The organism is Mesorhizobium sp. 8 (assembly GCF_006351905.1).
GTDB lineage: Bacteria > Pseudomonadota > Alphaproteobacteria > Rhizobiales > Rhizobiaceae > Mesorhizobium > Mesorhizobium composti.
This window is the reverse complement of the sequence record NZ_CP040914.1, coordinates 2,110,197-2,135,604: the sequence shown is the minus strand read 5'-3', so window position 1 is coordinate 2,135,604 and position 25,408 is coordinate 2,110,197. Positions and strand designations below refer to the sequence as shown.

Below are 25,408 nucleotides of genomic sequence, written 5' to 3'. Positions count from 1 at the left end.
GATTGTGGCGGAGGCGCCGCCTTTATTATCGGTCCTGAAGAACCTATTCCGCCGCTGCAGGCATGCGGTCGTCCTGGTGAAGCTCCTCGCGGTAGGGCTTCGCGGTCGGCGGCAGCTCGCGCCGCAGGTAGTAGTCCTCGTAGCGAAGCTGGCGCAGGAAAGCGGGGATCATCTCCCTGTAGCCGGCCCATATGGAAGGGCAGGGGGCCGGCAAGTCGTGCTTGATGAGTTCGTGCAGCTTCGGCAGCGCGTGATAGGGCACCATCGGGAACATATGGTGCTCCACATGGTAGTTCATGTTGAGGTAGATGAAGCGGCTGACCGGGTTCATGTAGACCGTGCGGCAGTTCAGCCGGTGGTCGGTGACGTTGTCGGCCAACCCGCCGTGTTGCAGCAGGCCGGTCATCACCATGTGCCAGGCGCCGTAGAGGCGCGGCAGGCCGATCAGCATCAGCGGCAGCCATGAGTGCAGGGCGAGCGCGAGGGCTGCGGTCGCGATGTAGATGGCCATCCAGACGCGGGCGACGCGGATCGCCTTCGGCCGCTCGGATTCGGGGATGAAGGAGGCTTCCTCGGCGCCGATGACGCCGGCCGCGTTGCGCACCATGTCGACCGTCGCCTGCCATGCGTCGAGAATGCCGACGAAATTCAGCACCAGCCGCACGAGGTCGGGCGGGCGCATGACGGCGATCTCGGGATCGCGGCCGACGATGATGGTGTCGGTGTGGTGGCGGGTGTGGCTCCAGCGCCAGGTCACCGGGTTGCGCATGATCATGAAGCAGGCGACCTGGTAGATGGCGTCGTTCATCCACTGCGTGCGGAAGGCGGTGCCGTGGCCGCATTCATGCCAGCGCGAGTCCGACGATGAGCCGTAGAGCACGCCGTAGACGAAGAAGAACGGGACGCACCACCATGTGCCCCAGAACCAGATGCCGCCGGCGGCGCTCACGACGAAGGCGGCGATCCAGATGACGGTGTCGCGAATGGCCGGGCCGTCGGAGCGCTTCATCAGCTCCTTCATCTGCTTGCGCGGCACGTCGGTATGATACCACTCGGCCGCCGCCAGGCCGTTCTCGACGGCAAGCCGGGAGTCGCGGCCGATCAGGCTGTAGTCGCGCCTGGTTGGCCGCGCGGAGGCATCGGTGACGGCTATGCCCATCTTTATCTCCCTTGCAGCGCCCTGCTGGAGCCATATGGCCGGGCCGCATGGAATTGCTTCCCTTAAGGTAGCAAGCGACGTCAAATTGCTCAATATCCATCATTCATATTGCAATGAATTCTATCATTATCTATCATAATTGCGACAAACCGGCAGACCCGTTCCTATGGTGAAGCGTCCGACCATTGCCGATCTCGCCCGCGCTGCCGGCGTCAGCGTCGCCACTGTCGATCGCGTCCTCAACGGTCGGCTGCCGGTGCGCGAAGACACCACCCGGCGCGTCTACCAGGCGGCGACGGAAATCGGTTTCCACGCCGCCGACCTGATCGGCCGACGCCTGCACCGGAACCTGCCGGAATTGCGGCTGGGCTTCCTGCTGCTCCGGCCGGACGATCCGTTCTACCGGGCCTTCGCTACCGAACTGGAGGAGGCCGTTTCGCGCTCGCAGCGCTTTCGTGGCACGGCGGCGATCGACTTCACGGAAACGCTTTCGCTGGACGAGATCGTCGAGCGGCTGCGCCGACTGGCGGCAAAGTCGCGCGCGGTCGCCGTCGTCAGCCCCGACCATCCGACCTTGACCAGGGCGGTGGAGGAACTGAAGCGCAAGGGTATCCCGGTTTTCGCGCTGCTGTCGGACTTCGCCGCCGGCGTGCGCGAAGGCTATGTCGGCGTCGACAACCTCAAGGTCGGGCGCACCGCCGCGTGGATGATCGCCACCGGCGCGAAGCGGCCGGGCAAGGTGGCGCTGTTCGTTGGCAGCCACCGCTTCCATGGCCACGAATTGCGCGAGATCGGCTTCCGCGCCTTCTTCCGTGAGCATGCGCCGGATTTCACCGTCATGGAGACGCTGGTCAATCAGGAATCGCATCGGCTCACCCACGACGCGCTGGTCCAGCTTTTGCGTCAGGACGGCGACCTCGCCGGCTGCTACATCGCCGGCGGCGGCGCGGAGGGCGGGATTTCGGCGCTGCGCGAGGTGCGGCCGGCGCGCAAGCCGGTGATGGTCTGCAACGAAATCACCGCGGACCGGCGCGTCGCCCTTGCCGAAGGGCTTTTGACCATGGTGATCGACACGCCGCTTCGGCCGCTCTGCGCGGAACTGGTGGACCTGATGGCGCACGCGCTGGAAAACGGCGCGACGAGCGCGCAGGGACAGACCTTCGTGCCGTTCGGCGTCTATCTGCCCGAGAGTGTCTGATGGGGTGCCGTCGGATAGAGCCGGCTCCGCCGATAGGCATCTGCGCCGACGGCTTCATCCCGCGTGTCGAGGCGCTGTCAGGTTCCCGGCTGTTCGCGGCCTGAACAGCCAGCGGGGAGGACGTGGCGTTGACGGTGCCGATACGACTCCCTATGGCTGCCGGGGTGCGGTGTCGCGGGGGAATGCGTCCTTCGATCGCCCAATCTCGATTGATGCCAGGATGACGGACAGTTTTTTCTTCTTTTTCGCCGTCGTCGCGGCCACGCTCTTTGCCGGGCTCTCGAAGGGCGGCTTCGCCGGTGTGGGCATGGTTTCGACACCGATCCTTGCGCTGGTCATGCCACCTGTACAGGCTGCTTCCGTGATGCTGCCGATCCTGCTGATCCAGGATGCCTACAGCGTCGTCTCCTATCGGCGCACTGTCGACCGGCGCAATCTTGCCATCCTGTTGCCCGGTGCGGTGCTGGGCATCGCACTCGGCTACAGCCTCGCCTCGTATTTGCCGCAAGCCGCCGTGGCGCTTGCCATCGGCGTCATTTCCGTCGGCTTCGCCCTGCTCGGCCTGCGCGGCCGGACAGTCGCCCGCTCGAAGCGATCCGCCAGGGTCGCGCCCGGAATGTTCTGGGGCGCGCTGTCGGGCTTCACCAGCATGATCGCCCATGCGGGAACGCCGCCATTCCAGATCTACGTCATGCCGCAAAGGCTGGAACGCGATCTTTTCGTGGGCACCAGCGTGGTGTTCTTCGCCGTCGTCAACTGGATGAAGGTCCTGCCTTACACCCTGCTCGGCCAGTTCTCCGCCGAGACGCTGAAGCTGTCGTTTCTGTTGGCGCCGCTGGCGCTGTTCTCGACGTGGCTGGGCATCCGGCTGGTGCGGCGCACGGATACCGAGCGCTTCTATCTCATCGCCTATGTCCTGCTCGGACTGGTAGGGCTGAGCCTCGGTTGGGACGGGCTCAAGGGCCTCCTTTTCGCCTGACCGTGGAAGCCTTTCCCTCGCAAAATCCAGGGCGAGGAAAACCTCGCTTGCCATGCTGCTATTTTTTGTTCATGATGAACTTGTTCGTTAATTAAGAATCCTTGTCAGGGTGGCTATCGCCCCTGACTTGAAGGACAGGCCGGGGAGGACGCACGGACATGGCCATCGCCGTTTCGACCGCAGGCTATTGGCATATCGCTTCGCTTGACGAGGCGCTCGCCCAACTGGCTGCTTGCGGCATCGAGGCGGTGGAGTTTTTCCCTTATCCGCCGCACCTCGATCCCGCGTCGTTCGGCAGCTATGAGCGCAGCCGCGTCAAACGAATGATGCGCGATCTCGGCCTGCGCTGCGCGTCGGTCAACTTCACGATGGAGCTGAACCTGATGGCGCTTCATGCCGGGCTGCACCGGCTCGCCATGGCCGAGTTCAAGCGCGCCATGGAAATCGGAGCCGATCTCGGCGCCCCTTGCTTAGTCCTGCCGTTCGGCCGCCGCCATTCGCTGATGCCGGCGCCGGCCGACACGACCCTCGACTATCTGTGCGCGGAAGTTTCCGCGCTCGCCGATCATGGCCAGCGCGTCGGCATCAAGGTGGCGCTCGAAACGCTGCCGTTCGACCTGCTCAGCACCGGCAAGGCCGTGCTCGACATCGTCGAACGCATCGGTCATCCCAATCTCGGCATCTGCTACGATTGCACCAACACGCTGGGCTTCGAGGACCCGGCCGCCGGCGTGGCGGCGGTCAGGGACAGGCTTCTGCTCGTCCATATCAGCGATAGCTGGCGCGATCGCTGGGCGCATACCTCGATCGGCCGCGGCGACATCGATTTCCCTGCTTTCGCGGCGGCGCTCGACGCGATCGGTTACGACGGCGATCTCGTCTACGAACTGATGGACGGCGAAGACCCGACGCCGCGCCTTCGCGGCGATCTCGCCAAACTGAAACAGGCCGGCTTCCGTTCGTAGGCCCGGCATTCCCATTCGCAAGGACCCGTCTGCCCGACATGACCATTTCGTCCGCCCCCAAACTGTTCCAGCCGCTCACCTTGCGCTCCGTCACGCTGAAGAACCGCGTCGTCATTTCGCCGATGTGTCAGCACGCCGCCAGGGATGGCTTCGCCCAGCCCTGGCATATGGTGCATTACGGCAAGTTCGCCCTCGGCGGGGCGGGGCTGGTCTTTACGGAAAGCACGGCCGTCTCGTCCAACGCCCGCGTGGGGTTCGCCGACCTCGGCCTCTGGCATGACGACCACATTGCCGGCCTGAAAGCGATCGTCGATTTCGTCCATGCCAATGGCGCGATGATGGGCGTCCAGCTGGCGCATCCTGGCCGGAAGGCGTTTTCCGAACCGCTATGGGAAGGCGGGCGGGCGCTCACCGCCGACACACTCGACAAATCCGGCATCGCATGGCGTCGCATGGGGCCGAGCGCGCTGGCGGCGGGCGAGCAATGGTCGGTTCCCGAGGAGATGACGCTCGCCGACATCGCCGCCGAAATCGAAGCCTTCGCGGCGGCGACGCGCCGCGCCGCGACGGCCGGTTTCGACGTCGTGGAACTGCATTTCGGCCATGGCTACCTGGCGGCGAGTTTCCTGTCGCCGCTCGCCAACCGCCGCACCGACGCCTACGGCGGCAGCCGCGAAAACCGGATGCGCTTCGTCATAGAGGCGGCCGAGGCGGTTCGGCAGGCATGGCCGCAGGACAAGCCGCTGTTCATCCGGCTTTCGTGCCTGGACGGGGCGGAAGGAAGCTGGGGGCTTGAGGACACCGTCGTGCTGGCTTCGGCCCTCAAGCAAGTCGGCGTCGACGTGATCGATTGTTCGTCGGGTGGTCTCACGGAGGAAACCCGCTCGCTGACCATTCCGCGCGGGCTCGGCTTCCAGGTGCCGTTCGCCGAACGGGTGCGCCGCGAGGCCGGTATTCCTACCCAGGCCGTCGGCCTGATCGTCGATCCGCGCCAGGCCGAACAGATCCTGGCCGAGGGAAAGGCGGACCTGATCGCCATCGGCCGCGAGGCGTTGCGCAATCCCTATTGGGCGAACGAGGCGGCGCTGGCGCTCGGCCATGCCGAAGACCATTCCACCTGGTCCTTCCGCCATGCCGCCTGGCTGGCCAAGCGCGAGCCGATCATGCGCAAGATCCGGGACGAAGGACAACTGGAACAATTCAAGGCTGCCCGCTGAGCCGACAGAAGGCTCGACGGGAGGAGGAACCGGCGGAGGTCCATCCGCCACGCACACACATCAGGAGGAGAAGACATGAAACTGGACAGATTGCTGAAATCCACCGCGCTCTCGGCGGTTGTCGCGACGCTCGCCTTCGTTGGCTCGGCCGCGGCCCAGGAGGTCATGAAGTTGCGCATGCATGCCGCGCACGCCACACAGACCCCGGTCATCGGAACGATCGTGCCGTGGATCGCCGAGCGCATCGAGAAGCTCTCCAACGGCACTCTCGACATCGAGGTCTTCGAGCCGGGCGCGCTGGTGCCGGGAACGGAATTCTTCGACGCCGTCTCGCAGGGCGCGATCGACATGGCCTATGGCACGCCGGGCTATGGCGCCGGCCTCGAACCGGCGCTCAGCGCCTTTACCTCGGTTCCCTTCGGGCCGGGCGAGACGGAAATGCTCACCTGGATGCGTTATGGCGGCGGCTACGAAATCTTCGACCGCATCCTGGCCGGTATCAACATGAAGGGCTTCGTGTGCACACTGAACCCGCCTGAAACAGCGGGCTGGTTCCGCAAGGAGATCAACAGCGTCGCAGACCTGAACGGCATGAAGCTGCGCTATTTCGGCCTCGGCGGCAAGGTCCTGTCGAAACTCGGCGCCTCCGTACAGCTTATTCCGGGCGGCGACGTCTATTCGGCGCTGGAACGCGGAGTCGTCGACGGCGCGGAATTCTCCAACCCGTCCGCAGACGAAACCATGGGCTTCTATCAGGTCGCCAAGATCGCCTACTTCCCGGGCTGGCATCAGCAGACGTCGATCAATGCCGTCTACATCAATCTCGATACGTGGAAGAAGATGACGGCAGAACAGCAGTTCGCCATCGAGACGACATGCGGCGAAGCCACGGTCAAGACGCTGGCCGAAGGATCGGCAGCGCAGGGGCCGGCGCTGAAGCGCATGAAGGAAGCGGGAACCGAGTTCAAGACCTGGCCGCCGGAAGTGCTGGATGCCCTGCGCGAACAGTGGAAAGTGGTAGCCGAGGAGGAGGGCGCCGCCAATCCGGTGTTCAAGGAGACGATGGATTCGCTGAACAAGTTTCGCGAGGACTACAAGCTCTGGGGCGAACTGGGCTACGTCAAGTAATCCGCAAGCAGCCCTGAGCCCGGCAAGTATCTGCCGGGCTCATGCCTTCGCGGCCTGTCTATTCGCTGCCGCCGTCTTTTCACCAGCGCCTGGGGCGGCCGGGAAACGGCTCCACCTGGTCCAGTTCTTCTGCCCTCAATTCGTAGGCAAGTTGATAGAGTCCGTAGCGCGGCTTCTCCGTCGCGATGCCTGACTGCTCGAGCCGCGACAGGATCTCGGGCAGCAGTTGCGCGAGCAAGAGGCGGCTGAAGCCTTCGATGACCATCACGCCGACGGCTGTGTCGTGCCGGGTTAGCGGGGGCCGGTTCGGCGCAATGTCGGGATCGGTGACGCCGAGATGCACGGCGACGACGGGCGGCAGGCCGATCAGCCAGGCAAGGACGTCATCGACAATCGGAGCGCCGGCTACGACTTCCTCGCTCAGCGGCATGATCAGGCTGGACGCCGCGCCGCCGGTTCCGCCGCCGCGTTGCGCAAGCAAGCGGCAGTTGTTGCGCCAGGAATCGCGATATTGGTCGATGATGGCGTTGAACCATATGGACGAGCCGCCGGGATGTTCCGGCCAGGGTTTTTGCGCCAGCCTCGCGAATGCGGACATGTCGCGCGCCGGATAGAACATGAAGTAGGCCGGCAATTGGCCCTTTCCCTCGCTGTAGCGGCGGCCGGAGTCGATCCCGCCGCGCCCGGCGGCATTGGCGACATAGTCGGGCACATGCTCGCGCGTGTGGACGAGATTGTATTCCTCGTCGATGCCGGGCGGCACGTTGTGCCACAAGGCGACAAACCCTCTTGCCTGCATGGTCATGCCGAAGCCTCCGAAGCGGCGGCGGTGTTGGAGGACAGCATGTCCCGTATGGCCGCCGGTTTGCAATATTTTATGTTATAAACGAAACGATTCGTTGATTCCAAGTTTTTGTCTGTCTAACGTGCACCTTTGGTAAGCCTCGCCGGACGAGGCGGATTGGCAATAGGGAGGAGGATGGAGTGATAAGCCGTTTCGGATTGGTGAAGCGCAAGACGGGTCTCGACGACGAGGCATTCCTGTCGCATTGGCGCGGCACGCACGGGCCGCTGGCGGCCAGACTTCCGGGCCTGCGCAGCTATTACCAGCATCGTATCGAGGACGCGCGCCAGTTCGGCGTCGACCATCCACGCGGCGGCTGGGACCTCGACGGGTTCTCCGAGCTCCAGTTCGACAGCGTCGGGGCGATGAAGGCGGCTATCGCCTCGCCGGAGTTCGCCCCCACCGTCGAGGACGTCGCGAAGTTCCTCGGCGAAATCCGCCTCGTCGTGTGCGAGAAGAACGTCGTCGTCCCGCTGGCGCTCGGCGACGGTCCCTTCGTCAAGCGCATGTCGATCCTGAGGCGGCATCCGCATGTCTCCCCCGCCGACTTCCGGCGCGAGTGGCAGGAACGGCACGCCGAGTTCGTCAGGCATTGGCCCAACGTGCTTGGCTATACCCAGAACCTCGTGATCGACCGCTATTCGGCGATGGCCGAGACGGCCGCGTATGAAGCCGTGCCGGTCGACGGCATCGTCGAATTCTGGTTCCGCTCGAAGGACGATGTGGCGGCGCTGTTCAAGTCGGACCTGGTGGCCAGGACGCAGGAACACGCCCACTCCTTCATCGCAGAGATCACCACCTATTTCGTCGAAACCGTGCAGATCGCCTGAGCGTGGAGCCTCCACGACCACGCCCGAGAGGACATCATGATCGACCTCTATGCCATGGTCAGTCCCAACGTGCAGAAGATCTACCTGATGCTCGAGGAGACGGGGCTGGCCTATACCCCGCATCAGGTCAATATCTGGAAAGGGGAACAGTTCAGGCCGGAATTCCTGGCCCTGAACCCCAACGCCAAGGTGCCGGTCATCGTCGATGGCGACGGTCCTGAGGGGCGGCCCTACACGGTCTTCGAATCCGGGGCGATCCTCATTTACCTCGCTGAAAAGACCGGCCGGTTCCTGCCCCCTGAGGGGATCGCCCGCCACGACACGCTGCAATGGCTGATGGTCCAGCTCACCGGGCTCGGGCCGATGCTCGGCCAGTTCAACCACTTCTGCCGTTTCGCCTCCGACAATGCCTATGCCGTCTCGCGCTACACGACCGAGGCTGCCCGCCTCTACAGGCTCGTCGACGATCGGTTGGGTCGGTCGCGCTATCTTGGCGGCGAGGCCTATTCCATCGCCGACATGGCGACTTTTCCGTGGTTCCGGACCGAGGCGCGCCTGTTCGGCCAGACGCATCCGTTCATGGGCGTCGGCAGTGCCGAGTCCCCTAACCTCTGGCGTTGGTTCCATGAGATCGCGACCCGACCGGCGGTAGAGAAGGCGCTGGAGGTGATCGACCGGCATCCCTCGACGCTGGCAACTGCCACGACCGACGAGGTCGACCGTGTGTTCGGCCGCGGACAATACGCCCGCCGAAGCTGACGGCGGCTGGCGGCAAGATTCAGGTTGCGCTCTGAGCGTTTAGCCTCTATCAAATAACGAATTAATTCGCAGATAACGAATTATATGCAATGAGTGATCGAAGGCGGGGGAGAGACTGGTGAGCACGATGCGTACCCATGTCTGCGATGTGCTGGTTATCGGTTCGGGCGCCGGCGGGCTGGCGACCGCGGTGACGGCTCGTTATCACGGGCTCGACGTCCTGGTGGTGGAGAAGGCGGACGTATTCGGCGGCACCACGGCGCGCTCGGGCGGCTGGTCGTGGATCCCCTGCAATCCGCTTGCCATGCGCGAAGGCGTGAGCGACAGCCTCGACAAGGCGCGCACCTATCTCCAGCATGAGACCGGCAACCATTTCGATGCCGCGCGCATCGACGCCTTCCTGGAGAACGGTCCCAGGATGGTCGATTTCTTCGAGCAAAATACCACGCTGAAGTTCGTCCTCGGCCCCGCCTTCTCCGACTATCACCCCGATGCACCGGGCGGGATGCCGGGCGGTCGGCCTATCGTCGCCGAACCGTTCGACGGGAGGCAACTCGGCAAGGAGATCGCCCGCCTGCGGCCGCCGCTGCAGGAGATAACCTTCCTCGGGATGATGATCGGCTCTGGTAAGGAACTCTTGCATTTCTTCAACGTCACGCGGTCGGTGAAGTCGGCTGCCTATGTCGGCGTCCTGTTCACGAAATACCTGCGCGATCTTGCACTGCATGGCCGCGCGATGCGCCTGACCAACGGCAACGCGCTGATCGGCCGGCTGGCCAAGTCGGCATTCGATCTCGGCGTTCCGATCTGGACTTCGGCGCCGGCGCGGGAACTGGTGGAGAGTGACGGCGGGGTCGTGGGTGCCGTGGTGGTCAGGGACGGCGAGCCGGTCCGCGTCGAAGCGCGGCGCGGCGTGGTGCTGGCAAGCGGCGGCTTTCCGCAGGACGTCGCCCGCCGCAAGGCGCTTTTCGGTCACGCGCCGACCGGCAAGGAACACTGGTCGCCGGCGCCCGAAACCAACACCGGCGACGGGCTGCGGCTCGGCGAAAGTGCCGGCGGCAGCCTGATCGAGGGTTATCCGAACCCGGCCGCCTGGGTGCCGGTTTCACTGGTACCGCGCCGTGACGGCAGCAAGGGCCCGTTCCCGCATTTCATCGATCGCGGCAAGCCCGGGGTTATCGCCGTGACGCGCAAGGGCACCCGCTTCACCAACGAGGCCAATTCCTATCACGACTTCGTCCAGGCGATGCTGCGCGCGACCGCGGGCGAGGCGGAGCGCTGCGCGTTCCTGATCGTCGATCATCCGACGCTGCGGCGCTATGGCCTCGGCTTCGTCAAGCCGTTTCCGGTGCCGATCGGACCGAACCTGCGCTCGGGCTACCTGCTGAGAGGCCGCACGCTAGGGGAACTGGCGCAGAAGGCGGGCATCGACATCGCCAGCTTCGAGACGACGGTGCGCGAATACAACAGCCATGCCGCCGCCGGAAACGATCCGCAGTTCAACCGTGGCGGCAATGCCTACAACCGCTATCTCGGCGATCCCGACCACAAGCCCAATCCGTGCGTCGGTCCGATCACGACCGGACCGTTCTATGCCATCAAGGTCGTTCCAGGCGATCTCGGCACCTTCGCCGGACTCCGCACCAATGCCGACAACCAGGTCATCGACGCCGGCGGCCGGCCTATTCCAGGTCTGTTCGCTGCCGGAAACGACGCCGCCAGCATCATGGGTGGCAACTATCCGGGAGGCGGCATCACGCTCGGCCCCGCACTCACCTTCGGCTACGTCGTCGGCCGCCGCCTCGCCGGCGTCGATACCGCAGCCTGACCGCGCATCGCATCGGAGATCGTCATGTATCCGCTTCTGGAAGGTAAGCTCTGCGTCATAACCGGAGCAGGGCAGGGCAACGGCCGGTCGCTGGCCGTGGGCCTGGCGAAATGGGGGGCCGACGTGGTCGCAGCGGACATAGACCGCGCCAATGCCGAGGAGACGGCGGAACTGGTGCGCGCCGAGGGACGGCGTGCGCATGCCGTCGCCTGGGATGTCTCGGACCTCGATCAAGGTCGACGTGTGGCCGCCGAAAGCGCGGCGGCAATGGGCGATGCGGCGATCCTGATCAACAATGCCGGCGTCATCTTCCGCGGCGACAGCGATAGCGAGGCCGCGCTCAAGGCCTGGCCCAGGATCCTCGAAATCAATCTTTCGGGCACCTACTACGCGACGGTTGCCTTCCTCGAGCAGTTGAAGCGAACGCGGGGCGCCGTCATCAACATCGGCTCGCTGCAATCTTTCGTAGGCCTCGCCACCAAAGGCGCGGCCTATGCTTCGAGCAAGGGCGGCGTGCTTCTGCTGACCAAGGAGATGGCCGTAGAGTTCGCGCCCTTCGGCATTCGCGTCAACGGTATCGCCCCCGGCACCATGACCACGCCGATGAACCCGTGGATCGGCAAGGACCAGGCCAAGATGGACATGCTGGTCAAGCGTATACCGATGGGGCGCGTGGGCGCGCCCGACGAACTCGTCGGCGCGGCGCTCTTCCTCGCTTCCGATACTCTGGCCAGCTATGTCAACGGGATCATGATCCCCGTCGACGGCGGCTTCCTCGCAATGTGACCAACGCCATCAAAGGAGTGACAGCAATGCCCCGCATACAGGGAAAGCCAAATGTACCCGGCAGCGCCTTCCGGCAGATCATCGCGCTGCGCCCCGAGATCGCCAAGCCGTGGAACGCCCTCGATGAAGCCATGCGCTTCACCGGCGTTCTCGATGCCGGGCTCAAGGAAGAGGTGCGCCGCATGGTGGCGCGTCATTCCGGTTGCCTGTTCTGCGCTTCGCTCGGCGCGCCGCAGGACAGCTACGACGATCCGCGCTGGGCCGCGGCCGTGGCGTTCGGCAAGGCCGTGGCGACCGATCCGACGGCGGTGAGCGAAGATGACTGGCAGGCGCTCCAGGCGCATTTCAGCGACGAGGAGATCGTCGAACTGACTGCGTGGATCGCTTTCATGTTTGCCAGCGAAATGATCGGCGCGGTGATGAAGCTGGAGCCAGCCACCCCGGAACTGAAGACCATGTATACCAACTGGATCCGCAACGGCATTGAAAAGGCTGCCCGCGCGGCGTCCTGAAACGTCCGGCCAAAACGGCCGCCAGAATCCTCCCAGGCCTGTCGGCAGGGGCCGGACCTTCAGGTCTGGTTCCTGCCGTCACGGGCGGCAGACCGGTTCTAGATCGTTTCACGGTTTCCCAGAAACGGTGAAACGATCTGTCTCTTTGTTTAGCCGCATTTGTGCGACGCCAGCGATTCCGTCTGGTTGCAAAATGCTCTAGGCTGTCGTCGGACGCTGCGCGGTTCTGGCTTGCCTGCGCTGCCGGCCGGGACCGGTCGAGGCGCCCGGCGTGCCGGGCCGTTCGGCATTCGGGTCGTAGCCGAGGCTGCTCGAAATCCGGGCGCAGAAGGCGAGGGTGGCGGTGACATACGGGCCGTCGGTCGCCGTGGTAAGCCGGCCGGCCGGGCCGATAAGGGTGATGACGAGCTGGATCTGGCCGGTGTGGTCGAACACCGGCGCCGATACCGCGTGAATGCCGGGAACCGGAACGCCTTCAGTCGTCGCGAAGCCCGTTGCCCGTACATTTTCGTTCGACGCCTCGATCTGTCGGATCGACGTCGGCGCTCCCACCATGAACTGGGACGGGCCTTCCTTCAGTTCGGAATCGACATAGTCGCGCACCATCTTCTGCGGCAGATAGGCAGCGAAGACTCGACCGCTTGCCGTTCCCATCATCGAATAATGCGTGCCGGCGCGGACGTTGACATGCAACTGGCTCGCACCTTCCTCCACATAGATCACCGTCGGGCCGCGCGTGCCAAGAACGACGATCATCGCCATCATGCCGGTTTCTTCGGAGAGCTGCGACAGGTGCTGCGTGGCGATCTTCAGCGGATCGAAACTGTACATGCGCACGATGCCGAGGTTGAGCGCGAAGGGGCCGATCCGATAGCGGCCGGCATCGTCCTGTTCCACCAGGCCGAGGCGGCGGAACGACAGCAGGTAGGCGTGCGCCTGGGCCGGCGTCAGGTCCGATTTCTGGGCGAGGTCGCGCAGCATCATGGGGTGGCCTTCGGCGGCCAGCGCGGTCAGGATGCGGCCGCCGACCTCGATTGATTGAACGCCACGTCCCTTGATTGTCATTGCGTGCCGCACCCGCTGATAGAGCACGCGCCGTATACGGCCGCACCGCCCACTTTCCCGCCCCGCTATAGACGACGCGGCGTCCTGCCTCAAGCTTGGCGTCAGGGCCTCACAGCGCCATGTAGCCGCCGTCGACCACCAATACGGTGCCGGTCACGTAGCTCGACATCGGCGAAGCGAGGAAGACCGCCGGCCCTACGAGTTCCTCCGGCTCGCCCATGCGGCCGAGCGGGATGCGTCCGAGAAACGATTTCAAGCGCGCCGGATCGTTGCGGGTCGCTTCCGTCATCGGTGTCGCCATGGCCCCCGGAGCGATGGCGTTGACGCGGATGCCATCCTTGGCGAGTTCCTGCGCCAGGTTGAGGGTAAGCATCCGCACGCCCGCCTTCGACGCCGTGTAGCCGACCGAGGTCGAGGTGGACAGGAAGGAGGCTATCGAGGCGATGTTGACGATCGTGCCACGCGTCTTGCGCAACTGGGGCAGGAAAGCCAGCGAGACGTTGAGCGTGCCGGTCAGGTTCACGTCGAGGGCCGCGTTCCACATCGCCCGCAACCCGGGGTCGTCGATCGAGTGACGGGGACATATCCCGGCATTGTTGACGACGATCGACACGTCGCCGATCTCGCGCGCCACTTCGCCGGCGACGGCATGGCAGCCGGCCTCGTCGGTGACGTCGAGCTGGAACCACCACGCCTGACCCCCGGCCTGCCTGATCGCTTCGGCCGTCGCCGATGCCGGCTCGGCGTTGACGTCCACCGCCACCACGCCGGCGCCTGCCGCGGCCAGCCCCTTGGCGATGGCGGCGCCGTTTCCCTGTCCGGCGCCCGTTACGACGGCTATTCTGTCGGCCAGCATTGTCGATCCTCCCTGCGTCTTGCGCTTACTTGTCGAGAAGCATGTGCGGCATCCACAGCGCGATCTGCGGGAAGGCCATGACCAGGCCGAGGCCGATGATCTGCAGCAGGACGAAGGGAATGATGCCCCAGTAGATGTCCTGCATGCGCACGCCCGGCGGGGAAACCGCCTTCATGTAAAAGAGGGACGGTCCCATGGGCGGCGTCAGGAACGACGTTTGCAGGTTGACCGCCAGCAGGATGGCGAACCAGTAGGCGACATCTGCCTTGGCGACGTGATCGCCGAAATCGAGCGAAAGCAGGATCGGTGCAAAGACAGGCAGCACGATCAGGGTGATCTCGATCCACTCGAAGAAGAAGCCGAGGAAGAAAACCAGCCCCATGACGATGATCAGAAGGTGCCAGGGCGAAAGGCCGAGATGCTTGATGTAGTCGGTGACCAGGTGCTCGCCGCCGAGCAGACGGAATGTCAGCGCGAAGACGGTGGCGCACAGGATGATCATGAAGATCATGCCGGTGGTCAGCGCCGACTGGTGCAGCACGTCCTTCAGCGTCGGCCACCAGCCGCGCGTTTCAGCTACCAGCCGCGCCATCAAGCCGCCCCGTGTCTCTGTCGCGGCGGAGTTCGGAATGGCAAAGCGGGTGAAGCTCAGGCCGGCGTAGATCAGCGGCCTGATGACGAAGGCCAGTAACATCGCGCCGGCGGCGCCGACGCCGGCGGATTCGGTGGGCGTGGCCCAGCCGAAGATGATCGAGCCGAGCACCAGGAAGATGAGCACGAAGGCGGGAACGAGCCCGACCGCGAGCGTGACGGCAAGCCCGCTCCATGAGACCGTGCCCGGCAGACGTTTGGGAGGTGGCGCCATGTCCGGCCGGAACAAGCAGATGAGCAGGATATAGGCGAGATAGAGGCCGCCGAGCAGCAGGCCGGGCACGAAGGCGGTCATGAACATGACCCCGACCGACCGCGACAAGAGGTCGGCAATGACAATGAGCATGATGGAGGGCGGGATGAGGATGCCGAGCGTTCCCGACGAGGCGATGGTGCCTGTCGCCAGGCGGACCGAATAGCGTTGGTCGAGCATGACGGGCAATGCCAGCATACTCATCATGACGACCGAGGCGCCAACGATGCCGGTGGCCGCCGCGAGGATGATGCCGAGCAGCGTCACCGCCAGCGCCAGGCCGCCGGGCACGCGACCCAGCACCAGTTGCAGGCTGTTCAGCATGTCTTTGGCGACGCCGCTACGCTCCAGCATGATGCCCATGAAAACGAACAGCGGTATCGTCGTCAGGACGAGGTTTTCCGCAGCACCCGCCCACATGCGCGTGGTGATTGTGTAGAGCTGGATGGGGATCAGCACTCCGGTCAGGATACCGGTGAAGGCGAAGGCGATGCCGACGCCGCCAAGAACGAAGGCGACCGGGAAGCCAGAAAACAGCAGGATCGCCATCGCCAGAAACATGAACAGCGGCAGGTATTCCAGGGACAAGGCCATCAGCGCGCTCCTGCGTTCGCGGTGGTATCGCTGCCGGCAGAAGACAGGATGGTGTTCAAGCTCACGATGATCCTGCTGATGCCTGCGAGGGCGAGCAGGTAGATGCCGAGAGGCAGCATCGCCTTGATGGCGAAGCGGTAGGGCAGGCCGTCGACGGACTGCGAGACTTCGTGGCGGATATAGGACGTCCAGGCGAAGTGGGTGGCGTGATAGCCGACTACGATGCAGAACGGCATCAAGAGCAACAGGCAGCCGAGAAGCTCGATCCAGGCCTGCTTGCGTTCGGACAGCCGCTCGCGCACCAGGTCGATGCGGACGTGGACGTTCTTCACGTAGGCGAGGCCGAGATAGAGCATGATGAGGACGGTGTGCAGGTGCCACTCGCCCTCCTGCAACTGGGTCGACCCGATGTTCATGAAGCGCCGCGTCACCACGTCGAAGATGACCACGCCAATCAGCCCGAGAAGCGCGAGCGATCCGATGCGGCCAAGCCGCTCGAGCAAAGTGTCGATGGCACGGCTGAGCGCCATTAGCGTTGACATGGTTCTCCTCCCCAGGACCACAAGCGACCGGAACCACAAGCGAATGCACTCTTGTCGATCGGTACAGGATTCGTTAATAACAGATGTTTTTGCTATTTTGCAATAGTCGCCGATTGGTGAACACTTCTGACTGCATCCCCACTCGCAGAAGCGATGCAGTCGCAACCGAAGCGGCACCAGACGCGTTGAACGGAGAACAGGACGAAATGTCAAAGGCATTTGCCTCGCAAAACGATTCCACGGACAAGGCGATTTCCTTCAGCGAGGTCGGGAAGGGCCTTTGGGCTTTCACCGCCGAGGGCGATCCCAATACCGGCGTCATCATCGGCGACGACGCGGTGATGATCGTCGATGCGCAGGCGACGCCGCAGCTGGCCGGCAAGGTTATCGAGAAGATCCGCGGCGTTACCGACAAGCCCATCCGCTACGTGGTGCTGTCGCATTATCATGCCGTGCGCGTTTTGGGCGCTTCCGCTTACCGGGCCGATCATGTGGTGATGTCCGATACCGCGCGGTCGATGGTCGTGGAACGTGGCCAGGAGGACTGGGATTCGGAATTCCAGCGCTTCCCCCGCCTTTTCCGCGGCCATGAGAGCATTCCCGGCCTGACATGGCCGACGATGACGTTCGGGGGCCGGATGAGCATCTATCTCGGCAAGAGGCGCGTCGACCTGATGCACCTCGGTCGCGCCCATACGGCGGGCGATATCGTCGCCCATGTGCCCGACCAGAACGTCATGTTCACCGGAGACATCGTCGAATACCATTCCGCCTGCTATTGCGGCGACGGCCATTTCTCCGACTGGGCCGGGACCATCGATGCCATCGGAGCCTTCGACCCGGATGCAATCGTACCCGGTCGCGGCGATGCGCTGGTAGGTTCGCGCATGGTCGGCGAGGCGCTCGATAACACCAAGGATTTCATTCGCTCGACTTTCGAGCCGATCGCGCGGGTTGCGCGCGGCGGCGGCTCGCTGAAGGAGGCCTGGGACGCCTGCCGGGCCGAGTGCGATCCCAAATTCTCGACCTATGCGATCTACGAGCACTGCCTACCCTTCAACGTCGCTCGGGCTTACGACGAAGCCCTAGGGATCGACACGCCGCGCATCTGGACCGCCGAGCGCGACCTTCGGGTCTGGGAGCAATTGAACGGTTAGAGCGAAATGCCGTTTCCCTGTATCGGTATTTCGCTCTAACCATTTGTTTTTGAAGCATGATGTTTTCCGAAAAGTCTGCAACTTTTCGGCATCATGCTTTAGGACAACCGTCGACGGCCTGGATCTGAGAGCCGCGTTCGCCGATTTGAAGACGCTGCTTGCAGAGAGAATTGAAGGCGCGGTTATCCGCGGCCTGGCATCGTCCAGTGGCAGGATGCGGAAGCTGAGGCCGGCGGAACCGACCGCACCAGTTCCGAGAAGAAGTTCCGGCAACTCCAGGCCTGGGGCTATCCGGCCGAGATGCTGCCGGCGCAGGAGTTGCGGCGGCTTGAGCCGGATATCGATCCCGAAGCTTATGGCGAGCGTCCAGTCATCCTCTACCCCAACGACGGCTGGTGCTACGCCACCTCGGGCGTCTCGCCGGCGTTCGGCTGCCGCTCCACGAGGCCGGCGTTGCCGTATTCTCGGCCCTGTACGGCGAGGACATGGCATCTGCCAACGATTTGCTGGACGACATCGTGTCAGGCTCTCCGGAGCACTTCCATGATCTTTGCCGGCACGGCTTCGAACGTATTTCTCACAATCGATGACAGGAGGTCAGCGTATGGCCCAGGGACGGCATTTCCTCCAGATTCCAGGACCCAGTCCGGTTCCGGATCGCATCTTGCGGGCTATCGGCATGCCCGTTCTGGACCATCGCGGGCCGGACTTCGGCAAACTGGGCCACGAGGTTCTGGAGGGATGCAAAGCCGTGTTCCAGACATCCGGGCCTGTCATCACCTATCCAGGCTCCGGAACCGGAGCCTGGGAAGCCGCGATCGTCAACACGCTTTCGCCCGGCGACCGGGTGCTGATGGCCGAGACGGGGCATTTCGCATCGCTATGGTGCAAAATGGCGCGCCGCTGGGGAATAGAGGTCGAATTCCTGCCCGGGGACTGGCGCCGCGGCGCGGAGCCGGAACGCATCGAGGCCGTGCTGGCGGAGGACCGGGTGCACGCGATCAAGGCCGTCATGGTCGTGCACAACGAGACCTCGACGGGCGCCACCAGCCGGATAGCGGATATTCGCAAGGCCATGGATGCGGCCAGCCATCCGGCTCTCTTCCTGGTCGATTCCATATCCGGTCTCGGATCGGCGGACCTGCGCCATGATGAATGGGGGATCGACGTCACCGTGAGCTGTTCGCAGAAGGGGCTCATGCTGCCGCCGGGGCTCGGCTTCAACGCAGTGTCACAGAAAGCGATCGCCGCATCGCGGGAAAGCCGCTTGCCTCGTTCCTACTGGGATTGGAACGATATGCTCGGGCCCAACAACACCGGCTTCTTTCCCTATACGCCCGCCACCAACATGCGGCTTGCGCGAAGCCTTGGCCATGCTGCAGGAAGAGGGACTGCAAGCCGTCTTCGCCCGCCACAAGCGCCTGGCGGCGGCCGCCCGCGCGGCCGTGCACAACTGGGGGTTCGACATACAATGCCAGGACGAGCGGGAGCATTCGCCTGTCCTAACCGCCGTCGTCATGCCCGAGGGGCACGATGCGGACCGGTTCCGGAAGGCGGTTCTCGACAGTTGCAATATGTCTCTGGGAGCAGGCCTGGGGAAGGTCGCGGGCCGGGTTTTCCGCATCGGGCATCTCGGAGAGGCCAACGACCTGACGTTGATGGCCGCGCTGGCCGGTGTCGAGATGGGGCTTTCGCTTTGCCAGGTTCCGTATCGCAAGGGCGGCCTGGACGCCGCATCGACGGTACTGGCCAATACGGTCCCGTCATAACCGGCTATAGTTTCGGCGCATGGTTCACCGGCGGGTTGCGTGACCGTCGTCGGGGTGCTGGCCTCGTGTCGATCCTGTCGGGGAGCTATCGCTGTCGTGAATGCGCTTTTGGCTCTGTGGCCTAGTTCTCGACCCGATGGCAATCGCGATGGCGACGCCATCGTCGATCATCTGAGGACGCCATTCGTCGCCTGCCGCGGGCTGCTATCTCAACACCGGATCGGGATTCGCACGCGACAGATTCGAGAAGGACCCCGAAAACAAGGGAAAACTCTACGTGAATGGGCTCTTCTCGCTGTCGCGCCACGTCAACTTTTTCGGCGATATCCTTTGGGTCAGCGCTTACGCAATTGTCGCTCACACCGTCTGGGCCGCCCTCATTCCGATCTACACGCTTTGTTTCTTTGGCTTTTTCAATGCGCCGGCGCTCGATCGACACCTCGCTGACCACTACGGCAAGCAATACACGGTTTATGCGGCACGCACCAAAATGCTGATCCCGTTCGTCTGGTGATCCGGTGTCAGGGATGCAACGATTTATCTCTCGGCAAGACCAAGAGGAGGCTGCTCGGCAATCCACGCCTTTGCGCCGAACGTGATAGCATCGTAAGTGGCGCGCCCGACAGCAGATCCAATGTCGGTGTGCAAACCTGCGAATTGTTCTTCCGGATTCCCGGCAGGTGCGGCGACAACGATGCAGTCGGTGCCGGTGCCGGTCACGACTTCGCCATGTGGTTTCCATTCCAGCTCAACGAGCGCGACTGTGCGAGCCTGCGCCGCGATCGAAACCGTTTCCACGAACGCCGCCTGCGACAACGGCCGGTCGACATGGACGAGCAGGTTGATCGTTCCCGCGCGATCGTGGAGCGCCGGTGCCGAGCCGACGCGCGCCGCATTGCCAAGCCCCACCGTGGCAAGGCAGGTGGCGGCGGCGAGCCCGACCGATGCTTCCGCGACATGATGTTTGCGGATATCGCGCGAGGTCATGAGATGCACCGCGTCATCCAATCCCGCAGCCGACATCCGGTCCCTCAGGAACTGGACCGGGTCGAGGCCGAGCGGCAGGTCGTCGTCTCTGACGTGCAGCCACGCGACGCTGTTGGCTGAGGTGAAGCCCGGCCGGGTGAGCGACCAGCTCAGCATTGCGTGAGGCCGCGTGAACTCGGCTACAAGGATTGGGCTGTCGCACCGGATCGAGAAGGCTTTCATCGGGCATCTCTCACATGTTGAGATTCCGCGGACAAGACTCGGGACCGACTACGTCTGTCCTTTGCCGCCGGAACAGAAGCGGACGGGAAAGGGGCGTTCGTGACATGGCGGGAGTTCGCCGTTGACAGCGCCTTCCATCGATCGGTAAGGGTTCCCCTGGAGCCGGTTCCGTCGCGAGACGGATGAAAAGGGAACACGGTGAGGCTGGCGACAGCCAAATCCGCGACTGCCCCCGCAACTGTAACCGTAGAGCCTCCAACCCACATGCCACTGGTCAGCCTCGCTGACCGGGAAGGCGGACGGGGGCGACGACACGGAAGTCAGGAGACCTGCCTGTTCCAGTCACCCATGCTTGACCACGAGGGGTGGGCAGGCGCGGCCGTCCGTTGCGGTGACACAGTCTGGTGTTGCCGCATGCGGGCGGGCGGAGCGTTGTCCTGTAACGTCCCTGATCCCGGTCCACTTGCGGTTTTTGAAACCGGCATGATGCCGTCGTGCCTTTGAGCCGTTTGGGGGGCAGATTTGAGAAGATTTCTTATTGCGGCTGGGGCGCTGTCTTCGGCCATTTCCACGCAATCGCTGGCGCAGGACGCCCCGACCTCCGGGCCGACACTGCTCGAGCCCATCTACATCAGCACGCCGCTCCGGCGCGAGAGTCCGCTGGTGCGTTCGACTTCGTCGGTGACGGTCATCGATGAAGCCGAGATCAAGAAGTCGGCCGCACCGGACTTGCCGAGCCTGCTCCGGTCATATCCGGGCGTTTCGGTGAGCACCAATGGCGGCATGGGTTCGATTGCCAGCGTTTCGGTGCGGGGAACCAAGACGAGCCAGACGCTGATCCTGGTCAACGGCGTGCGCATTGCGTCCGCTACGTCGGGTGGCGCATCCATCTTCAACATCCCGCTGGATTCGGTGGAGCGCATCGAGATCGCCAAGGGCGCACACTCGGCGCAATACGGCTCCGACGCCATCGGCGGCGTCGTCAACATCATCACCAGACAGGGCGGCTCCTGTGGGGACGACCGCAAAGTCTGCGGCAGCGCGACGGTTGGTGTCATGAACCCGTGGGGTGGCTACACGTCCGGCAACGTGCGGGGCGAGGCTGACGGCCTGACCTATTCGGCCGGCGCCAGCATCATCGGCACGCAAGGCTACGATTTCACCACGCCGGACGCGCCATGGGGTATCCACGAATCCGGCGACAACGGCTTTCTGCAAGGTTCGGCGAACATGTCGATCGCCAGGGATTTCGACTGGGGCCGCATCTATGGCGATGCCCTGGTGGCGCGCGGCAGAACCCGCTACGACAACGCCTTTCCCCTCGACAACCAGCAGTATACCACCACCTTCACCGGCAAGATCGGCACCCGCATCGACCATTCCGAGGACTGGTCCTCGACGGTCGAGCTCTATTCCGGCATCGACAATCAGAGGAACTTCCGCAAGGATCAGCCGGGCGACAGCCGCTTCGATACGAGCCGCTACGGCGTCTTCGCCTCGACCGAAAAGAGTTTCGACACCGGCGGCGTGAAGAACGTCGTCACCGGCGGCGTCGAATCCTATCGAGAAAAGGTGGATTCCACCGTCGACTACGACGTCAACGCTCGCACCGTCTCGTCGGTGTTCGGCCAGTATTCAGCTGAATACGAGGCGCTGCGCATCGACAGCGGCATCCGCTACGACGACAACAGCCAGTTCGGCGGCGTGACCACCTACAATATCGGCGCCAGCTATGAAATCACGCCCGACCTGACCCTGCGATCCTCCTATGCGACGGGCTACAGGGCGCCGACCTTCAACGACCTCTATTATCCGTCGTTCCCAGGCTTTCCGCCGGCGTCGAACCCGAACCTGAAGCCGGAGAAGTCGCGCTCCTGGGAAGCCGGCCTCAACTGGCGGATGGGAGCCGACACGACGGTGGACGTCGCCTTCTACCAGACGATGCTGACCGACGCGATCACGCTCGACCAGAACTTCACGCCCGTCAATGTGGGCCGTGCCCGGATCACCGGCTTTGAGACCGAGCTTTCGCACCGTTTCTCCGACGAATGGAGCGGCAGGGTATCGCTCGATTTGCGCCGGCCGATCGACCGCGACACGGGCAAATATCTGGTCAACAGCGACCGCTTCAAGGCGACGGCGGAAGTCACCTACAGTCCGGCCGAGCGGTTGGACCTGACGGCCAAGGTGCTCTATGGCGCCAGCCGCTACATCTACGATTTCACGCATGAAAGGCTGCCGGACTACGTCACCGCCGACTTCACCGCGCTCTACACCATCGATGCCAGTTCGAGGCTGAAATTCGCCGTCGAGAACATCTTCGACGAGCAATACCAGACCAATCTCGGCTATCGCGCGCCGGGACGGACTTTCGACTTGAGCTTTACGAGGACGTTCTGACGCTCCATGAACGGGGCCGCGCTGTTGGGCGCGGCCTTGAAAGGATGATGATGCCGGAAACAAGGAAAGGTCGAGCGCTGTTCGCCCCGCTGGCGGCGATGCTGGCAATCGCCCACCCTGCGTTTCCTGCGGCTGCGGCGTCCATGCCGCGGCGTGTCGTTTCGATGAACCTGTGCACCGACCAGATGGCGATGCTGGTCGCGGAGCCCGGCCAGTTGCATTCCGTGTCCTTCCTGGCCGCTGATCCCGTCTCCTCGGTGATGGCGCCGCAGGCCGGCCGCTATGCGGTCAATCACGGACAGGCAGAGGAGATCTTCCTCATGCAACCCGATCTGGTGCTGGCGGGGACCTATACGGCCGGCGCGACCGTCGACTTGCTGCGCCGGCTGGGAATCCGGGTCGAGCAGTTCGCCCCCGAAAATTCCTTCGACGATATCCGCGCCAGCCTCAGGCGCATGGGCGACGTGCTCGGCCAGCCGCAGCGCGCCGAGCAATTGATCGCCGACCTCGATGGGCGGCTGGCGGCGGTGAAGGTCGGCGACCACGCCGGCATGACCGCCGCGATCTACTACGCCAACAATTATACGTCCGGTAGCGGCACGCTGATCGACGACGTGATGACGAAGGCGGGGTTGGTCAACATCGCGACGAAGTTCGGTTTTGCCGGCATGGAACGCCTGCCGCTGGAACTGCTGGTGCTGTCCGATCCGGATCTTCTTGTCACCGCCGACCGGAATTATTCGGCGCCGGCGCTGGCGCAACAGGGGTTCGAGCATCCGGCTTTCCGGGCGCAGGCGGCGCTGAGCGGCGCGGTCGATATCGCCTCGCGCTACACGATCTGCGGCGCGCCGTTCACCGTCGAGGCGGTGCGGCTGTTGTCGCAGGGCGCTGATGCCCGCAAGGCGTCTCCGAAATGAGCGACACCCGCCGCTACCATATGGCGCTGGGCCTTCTGTACGCGGCGACGCTCATCCTGTTTTGCCTGTCGCTTCTGGTCGGGCCGGCCGGCATCGGCTTTTTCGACAGCCTGTCGGCGCTGTTTTCGGAGCGGCGCGACGCCATCGCGCTCATCATGCGGGAAATCCGCCTGCCGCGCGCGCTGCTCGGTCTGATGGTCGGCGCGACGCTCGGCCTGTCGGGCGCTGTGCTGCAAGGCTATCTGCGCAACCCGTTGGCCGAGCCCGCGCTGATCGGCGTCAGCGCTTCGGCTTCGCTGGGCGCCGTGCTTGCCATCTATACGGGGCTGAGCACGGTTTTTCCGCTGGCGCTGCCGCTGGCGGCACTGGCCGCGTCCGTGGTAGCCGTCGTCGTCGTGCAGGCGATGGCCGGGGGGCGCGGCAGCGTGCTGACCCTGATCCTCGCCGGCGTCGCCGTCTCCAGCTTCGCCGGCGCCATGACCTCGCTGGCGCTCAACCTGTCGCCCAATCCCTTCGCCGCGCTGGAGATCATGTTCTGGATGCTCGGCTCGCTGACCGACCGTTCGATGACGCATGTGTGGCTGGCGCTGCCCTTCATGCTGGCGGGCTGGGCGGCGCTGCTGACGCTCGGTCGCGCTCTGGACGCCCTGACGCTGGGCGGCGATACCGCCGCCAGCCTCGGCATCGACATGCGCCGCGTACAGTTCCTCGCCGTGTTCGGCACCGCCGCCTCGGTCGGAGCGGCGACGGCGGTCAGCGGCGCCATCGGCTTCGTCGGACTGGTCGTGCCGCATCTTTTGCGGCCGCTGACAGGCGGGCGACCGTCGCGCCTTTTGCCGGCCAGCGCGCTGGGCGGCGCCTCGGTGGTTCTGGCCGCCGATATATTGGTGCGCGTCGTCGCGCCGGAGCGCGACCTGAAGCTCGGCGTGCTGACGGCCATCGTCGGCGCACCGTTCTTCCTCTGGCTGGTCTGGCGCGAGCGGAGGAAGGTGGCATGACGCTGCTCTCTGTTGCGCATCTTTCGGCCGCGCTCGGCGGCAGGCCCGTCCTGCACGACATCTCGTTCGCCGTCGGGCCGGGCGAACTGGTCGGCCTCATCGGGCCCAACGGGGCGGGTAAGTCGACGCTGCTGCGCGCCGTCATGGGGCTGACGCCGGCCACCGGCGGCATCGTTCTCGACGGCGAGGACGGGCGCGTGCTGACGGCAGCCCGGCGTGCCTTGAAAGTAGCCTTCGTGGCGCAGAACCGCGACGTCGCCTGGGCGATGTCGGTTGAAGCGCTGGTGGCGCTCGGCCGGCTGCCGCACCTGCCGCGCCTGTCGCCGTTGCGGGCGGCCGACCGCGCCGCCGTCGATACCGCCATGCGCATGATGGACGTCGAGGCTTATCGTGAGCGCCAGGCGACGGCGCTTTCGGGCGGCGAACTGGCGCGCGTGCTGGCCGCCCGTGCGCTGGCGCAGGAAACGCCGCTTCTGCTGGCCGACGAGCCTGCCGCAGGCCTCGATCCGGCGCACCAGATCGGCCTCATGCGGGCATTCCGGTCACTTGCGGAGCAGGGGCGCAGCGTCGTCGTCTCGACGCACGACCTCGCCCTCGCGGCGCGAAGCTGCACGCGCTTGATCCTCCTCGACCGCGGGCGCGTGGTGGCAGACGGGACGCCGGAGGCTGTCGTGACCGCCGACAACCTCCAGTCGGTTTATCGCGTCAGGGCCTATTTCGGCGAAGTCGAGGGCCGCATGATCGTGCTCCCCCTCGATCTTTCAGAGCGAACCTGAAAGATCGCGACACGCT

The 25,408-nt window shown here is 64.4% G+C and carries 23 protein-coding genes, 1 pseudogene and 1 riboswitch; of the genes and pseudogenes, 17 read left to right on the top strand and 7 right to left on the bottom strand.

Annotated features, from left to right (window positions below):
- Positions 1-43: 43 nt before the first annotated feature.
- Positions 44-1,159 (bottom strand): fatty acid desaturase family protein, encoded by a 1,116-nt coding sequence (locus FGU64_RS10340; protein WP_139953200.1) that lies wholly within the window; start codon positions 1,157-1,159, stop codon positions 44-46.
- A 166-nt stretch (positions 1,160-1,325) separates the two neighbouring features.
- Between FGU64_RS10340 and FGU64_RS10335 the strand changes: the two genes are divergently transcribed.
- The 5 genes from FGU64_RS10335 (at position 1,326) to FGU64_RS10315 (ending at position 6,646) form a co-directional block, all read left to right on the top strand.
- Positions 1,326-2,357 (top strand): LacI family DNA-binding transcriptional regulator, encoded by a 1,032-nt coding sequence (locus FGU64_RS10335; RefSeq protein WP_139953198.1) that lies wholly within the window; start codon positions 1,326-1,328, stop codon positions 2,355-2,357.
- Positions 2,358-2,577: 220 nt separating this feature from the next.
- Positions 2,578-3,336, top strand: a complete 759-nt coding sequence (locus FGU64_RS10330; RefSeq protein ID WP_139953196.1) for a sulfite exporter TauE/SafE family protein — start codon at positions 2,578-2,580, stop codon at positions 3,334-3,336.
- Between the two features lie 158 nt (positions 3,337-3,494).
- Positions 3,495-4,301 (top strand): sugar phosphate isomerase/epimerase family protein, encoded by an 807-nt coding sequence (locus tag FGU64_RS10325; RefSeq protein ID WP_139953193.1) that lies wholly within the window; start codon positions 3,495-3,497, stop codon positions 4,299-4,301.
- 38 nt (positions 4,302-4,339) lie between these two features.
- Complete coding sequence (locus FGU64_RS10320; RefSeq protein ID WP_139953191.1) at positions 4,340-5,518, top strand: NADH:flavin oxidoreductase/NADH oxidase; 1,179 nt, start codon at positions 4,340-4,342, stop codon at positions 5,516-5,518.
- 75 nt (positions 5,519-5,593) lie between these two features.
- Positions 5,594-6,646, top strand: a complete 1,053-nt coding sequence (locus tag FGU64_RS10315) for a TRAP transporter substrate-binding protein (RefSeq protein ID WP_139953189.1) — start codon at positions 5,594-5,596, stop codon at positions 6,644-6,646.
- Positions 6,647-6,725: 79 nt separating this feature from the next.
- Here the strand turns inward: FGU64_RS10315 and FGU64_RS10310 are convergent, their stop codons facing one another.
- Complete coding sequence (locus tag FGU64_RS10310) at positions 6,726-7,451, bottom strand: hypothetical protein (protein ID WP_139953187.1); 726 nt, start codon at positions 7,449-7,451, stop codon at positions 6,726-6,728.
- Positions 7,452-7,630: 179 nt separating this feature from the next.
- Between FGU64_RS10310 and FGU64_RS10305 the strand changes: the two genes are divergently transcribed.
- From FGU64_RS10305 to FGU64_RS10285, 5 genes are all read left to right on the top strand, one after another.
- Positions 7,631-8,320 (top strand): EthD family reductase, encoded by a 690-nt coding sequence (locus tag FGU64_RS10305; RefSeq protein ID WP_139953185.1) that lies wholly within the window; start codon positions 7,631-7,633, stop codon positions 8,318-8,320.
- A gap of 36 nt (positions 8,321-8,356) precedes the next feature.
- Positions 8,357-9,079 (top strand): glutathione S-transferase N-terminal domain-containing protein, encoded by a 723-nt coding sequence (locus FGU64_RS10300; protein ID WP_139953183.1) that lies wholly within the window; start codon positions 8,357-8,359, stop codon positions 9,077-9,079.
- 127 nt (positions 9,080-9,206) lie between these two features.
- On the top strand, positions 9,207-10,907 hold the full coding sequence (locus FGU64_RS10295) for an FAD-dependent oxidoreductase (protein WP_139955342.1): 1,701 nt from the start codon (positions 9,207-9,209) through the stop codon (positions 10,905-10,907).
- Between the two features lie 24 nt (positions 10,908-10,931).
- Entirely contained in the window at positions 10,932-11,693 is a 762-nt protein-coding gene (locus tag FGU64_RS10290; protein WP_139953180.1) for an SDR family oxidoreductase, read from the top strand.
- On the top strand, positions 11,690-12,205 hold the full coding sequence (locus FGU64_RS10285; protein ID WP_139953178.1) for a hypothetical protein: 516 nt from the start codon (positions 11,690-11,692) through the stop codon (positions 12,203-12,205). The genes FGU64_RS10290 and FGU64_RS10285 overlap by 4 nt, the downstream gene beginning before the upstream one ends.
- Before the next feature lie 198 nt (positions 12,206-12,403).
- On the opposite strand, the gene FGU64_RS10280 is transcribed toward FGU64_RS10285, so the two are convergent.
- The 4 genes from FGU64_RS10280 to FGU64_RS10265 form a co-directional block, all read right to left on the bottom strand.
- On the bottom strand, positions 12,404-13,270 hold the full coding sequence (locus tag FGU64_RS10280; RefSeq protein WP_136359727.1) for an IclR family transcriptional regulator: 867 nt from the start codon (positions 13,268-13,270) through the stop codon (positions 12,404-12,406).
- A 109-nt stretch (positions 13,271-13,379) separates the two neighbouring features.
- The gene (locus FGU64_RS10275; protein WP_139953176.1) at positions 13,380-14,126 is read right to left on the bottom strand and encodes an SDR family oxidoreductase; all 747 of its coding nucleotides are present in this window, start codon (positions 14,124-14,126) and stop codon (positions 13,380-13,382) included.
- 25 nt (positions 14,127-14,151) lie between these two features.
- Complete coding sequence (locus FGU64_RS10270; protein ID WP_136359729.1) at positions 14,152-15,624, bottom strand: TRAP transporter large permease subunit; 1,473 nt, start codon at positions 15,622-15,624, stop codon at positions 14,152-14,154.
- A complete protein-coding gene (locus FGU64_RS10265) occupies positions 15,624-16,166 on the bottom strand; it encodes a TRAP transporter small permease subunit (protein WP_136359730.1) in 543 nt (180 codons plus the stop codon). Before FGU64_RS10265 ends, FGU64_RS10270 begins: the two co-directional genes overlap by 1 nt.
- Before the next feature lie 206 nt (positions 16,167-16,372).
- Between FGU64_RS10265 and FGU64_RS10260 the strand changes: the two genes are divergently transcribed.
- The 3 genes and pseudogenes from FGU64_RS10260 (at position 16,373) to FGU64_RS10250 (ending at position 19,606) form a co-directional block, all read left to right on the top strand.
- On the top strand, positions 16,373-17,323 hold the full coding sequence (locus FGU64_RS10260; protein ID WP_139953172.1) for an MBL fold metallo-hydrolase: 951 nt from the start codon (positions 16,373-16,375) through the stop codon (positions 17,321-17,323).
- 604 nt (positions 17,324-17,927) lie between these two features.
- A pseudogene (locus tag FGU64_RS10255) lies at positions 17,928-19,092 on the top strand (aminotransferase class V-fold PLP-dependent enzyme).
- Between the two features lie 277 nt (positions 19,093-19,369).
- Entirely contained in the window at positions 19,370-19,606 is a 237-nt protein-coding gene (locus FGU64_RS10250) for a DUF1295 domain-containing protein (protein WP_139953170.1), read from the top strand.
- A gap of 23 nt (positions 19,607-19,629) precedes the next feature.
- Here FGU64_RS10250 and FGU64_RS10245 read toward each other — a convergent pair whose 3' ends face one another.
- Positions 19,630-20,301: an adenosylcobinamide amidohydrolase gene (locus FGU64_RS10245; protein WP_136359734.1), complete on the bottom strand. Its 672-nt coding sequence runs from the start codon at positions 20,299-20,301 to the stop codon at positions 19,630-19,632.
- A gap of 146 nt (positions 20,302-20,447) precedes the next feature.
- Positions 20,448-20,653, top strand: a riboswitch (cobalamin riboswitch).
- Between the two features lie 170 nt (positions 20,654-20,823).
- Between FGU64_RS10245 and FGU64_RS10240 the strand changes: the two genes are divergently transcribed.
- The 4 genes from FGU64_RS10240 to FGU64_RS10225 are packed head-to-tail and all read left to right on the top strand — an operon-like array spanning position 20,824 to position 25,392.
- Positions 20,824-22,701, top strand: coding sequence for a TonB-dependent receptor (locus tag FGU64_RS10240; protein ID WP_246671289.1), 1,878 nt, complete (start codon positions 20,824-20,826; stop codon positions 22,699-22,701).
- A gap of 47 nt (positions 22,702-22,748) precedes the next feature.
- Positions 22,749-23,618: an ABC transporter substrate-binding protein gene (locus FGU64_RS10235; RefSeq protein ID WP_246671288.1), complete on the top strand. Its 870-nt coding sequence runs from the start codon at positions 22,749-22,751 to the stop codon at positions 23,616-23,618.
- Entirely contained in the window at positions 23,615-24,616 is a 1,002-nt protein-coding gene (locus FGU64_RS10230; protein ID WP_139953168.1) for an iron ABC transporter permease, read from the top strand. The genes FGU64_RS10235 and FGU64_RS10230 overlap by 4 nt, the downstream gene beginning before the upstream one ends.
- Positions 24,613-25,392 (top strand): ABC transporter ATP-binding protein, encoded by a 780-nt coding sequence (locus FGU64_RS10225; RefSeq protein ID WP_139953166.1) that lies wholly within the window; start codon positions 24,613-24,615, stop codon positions 25,390-25,392. The genes FGU64_RS10230 and FGU64_RS10225 overlap by 4 nt, the downstream gene beginning before the upstream one ends.
- Positions 25,393-25,408: the final 16 nt, after the last annotated feature.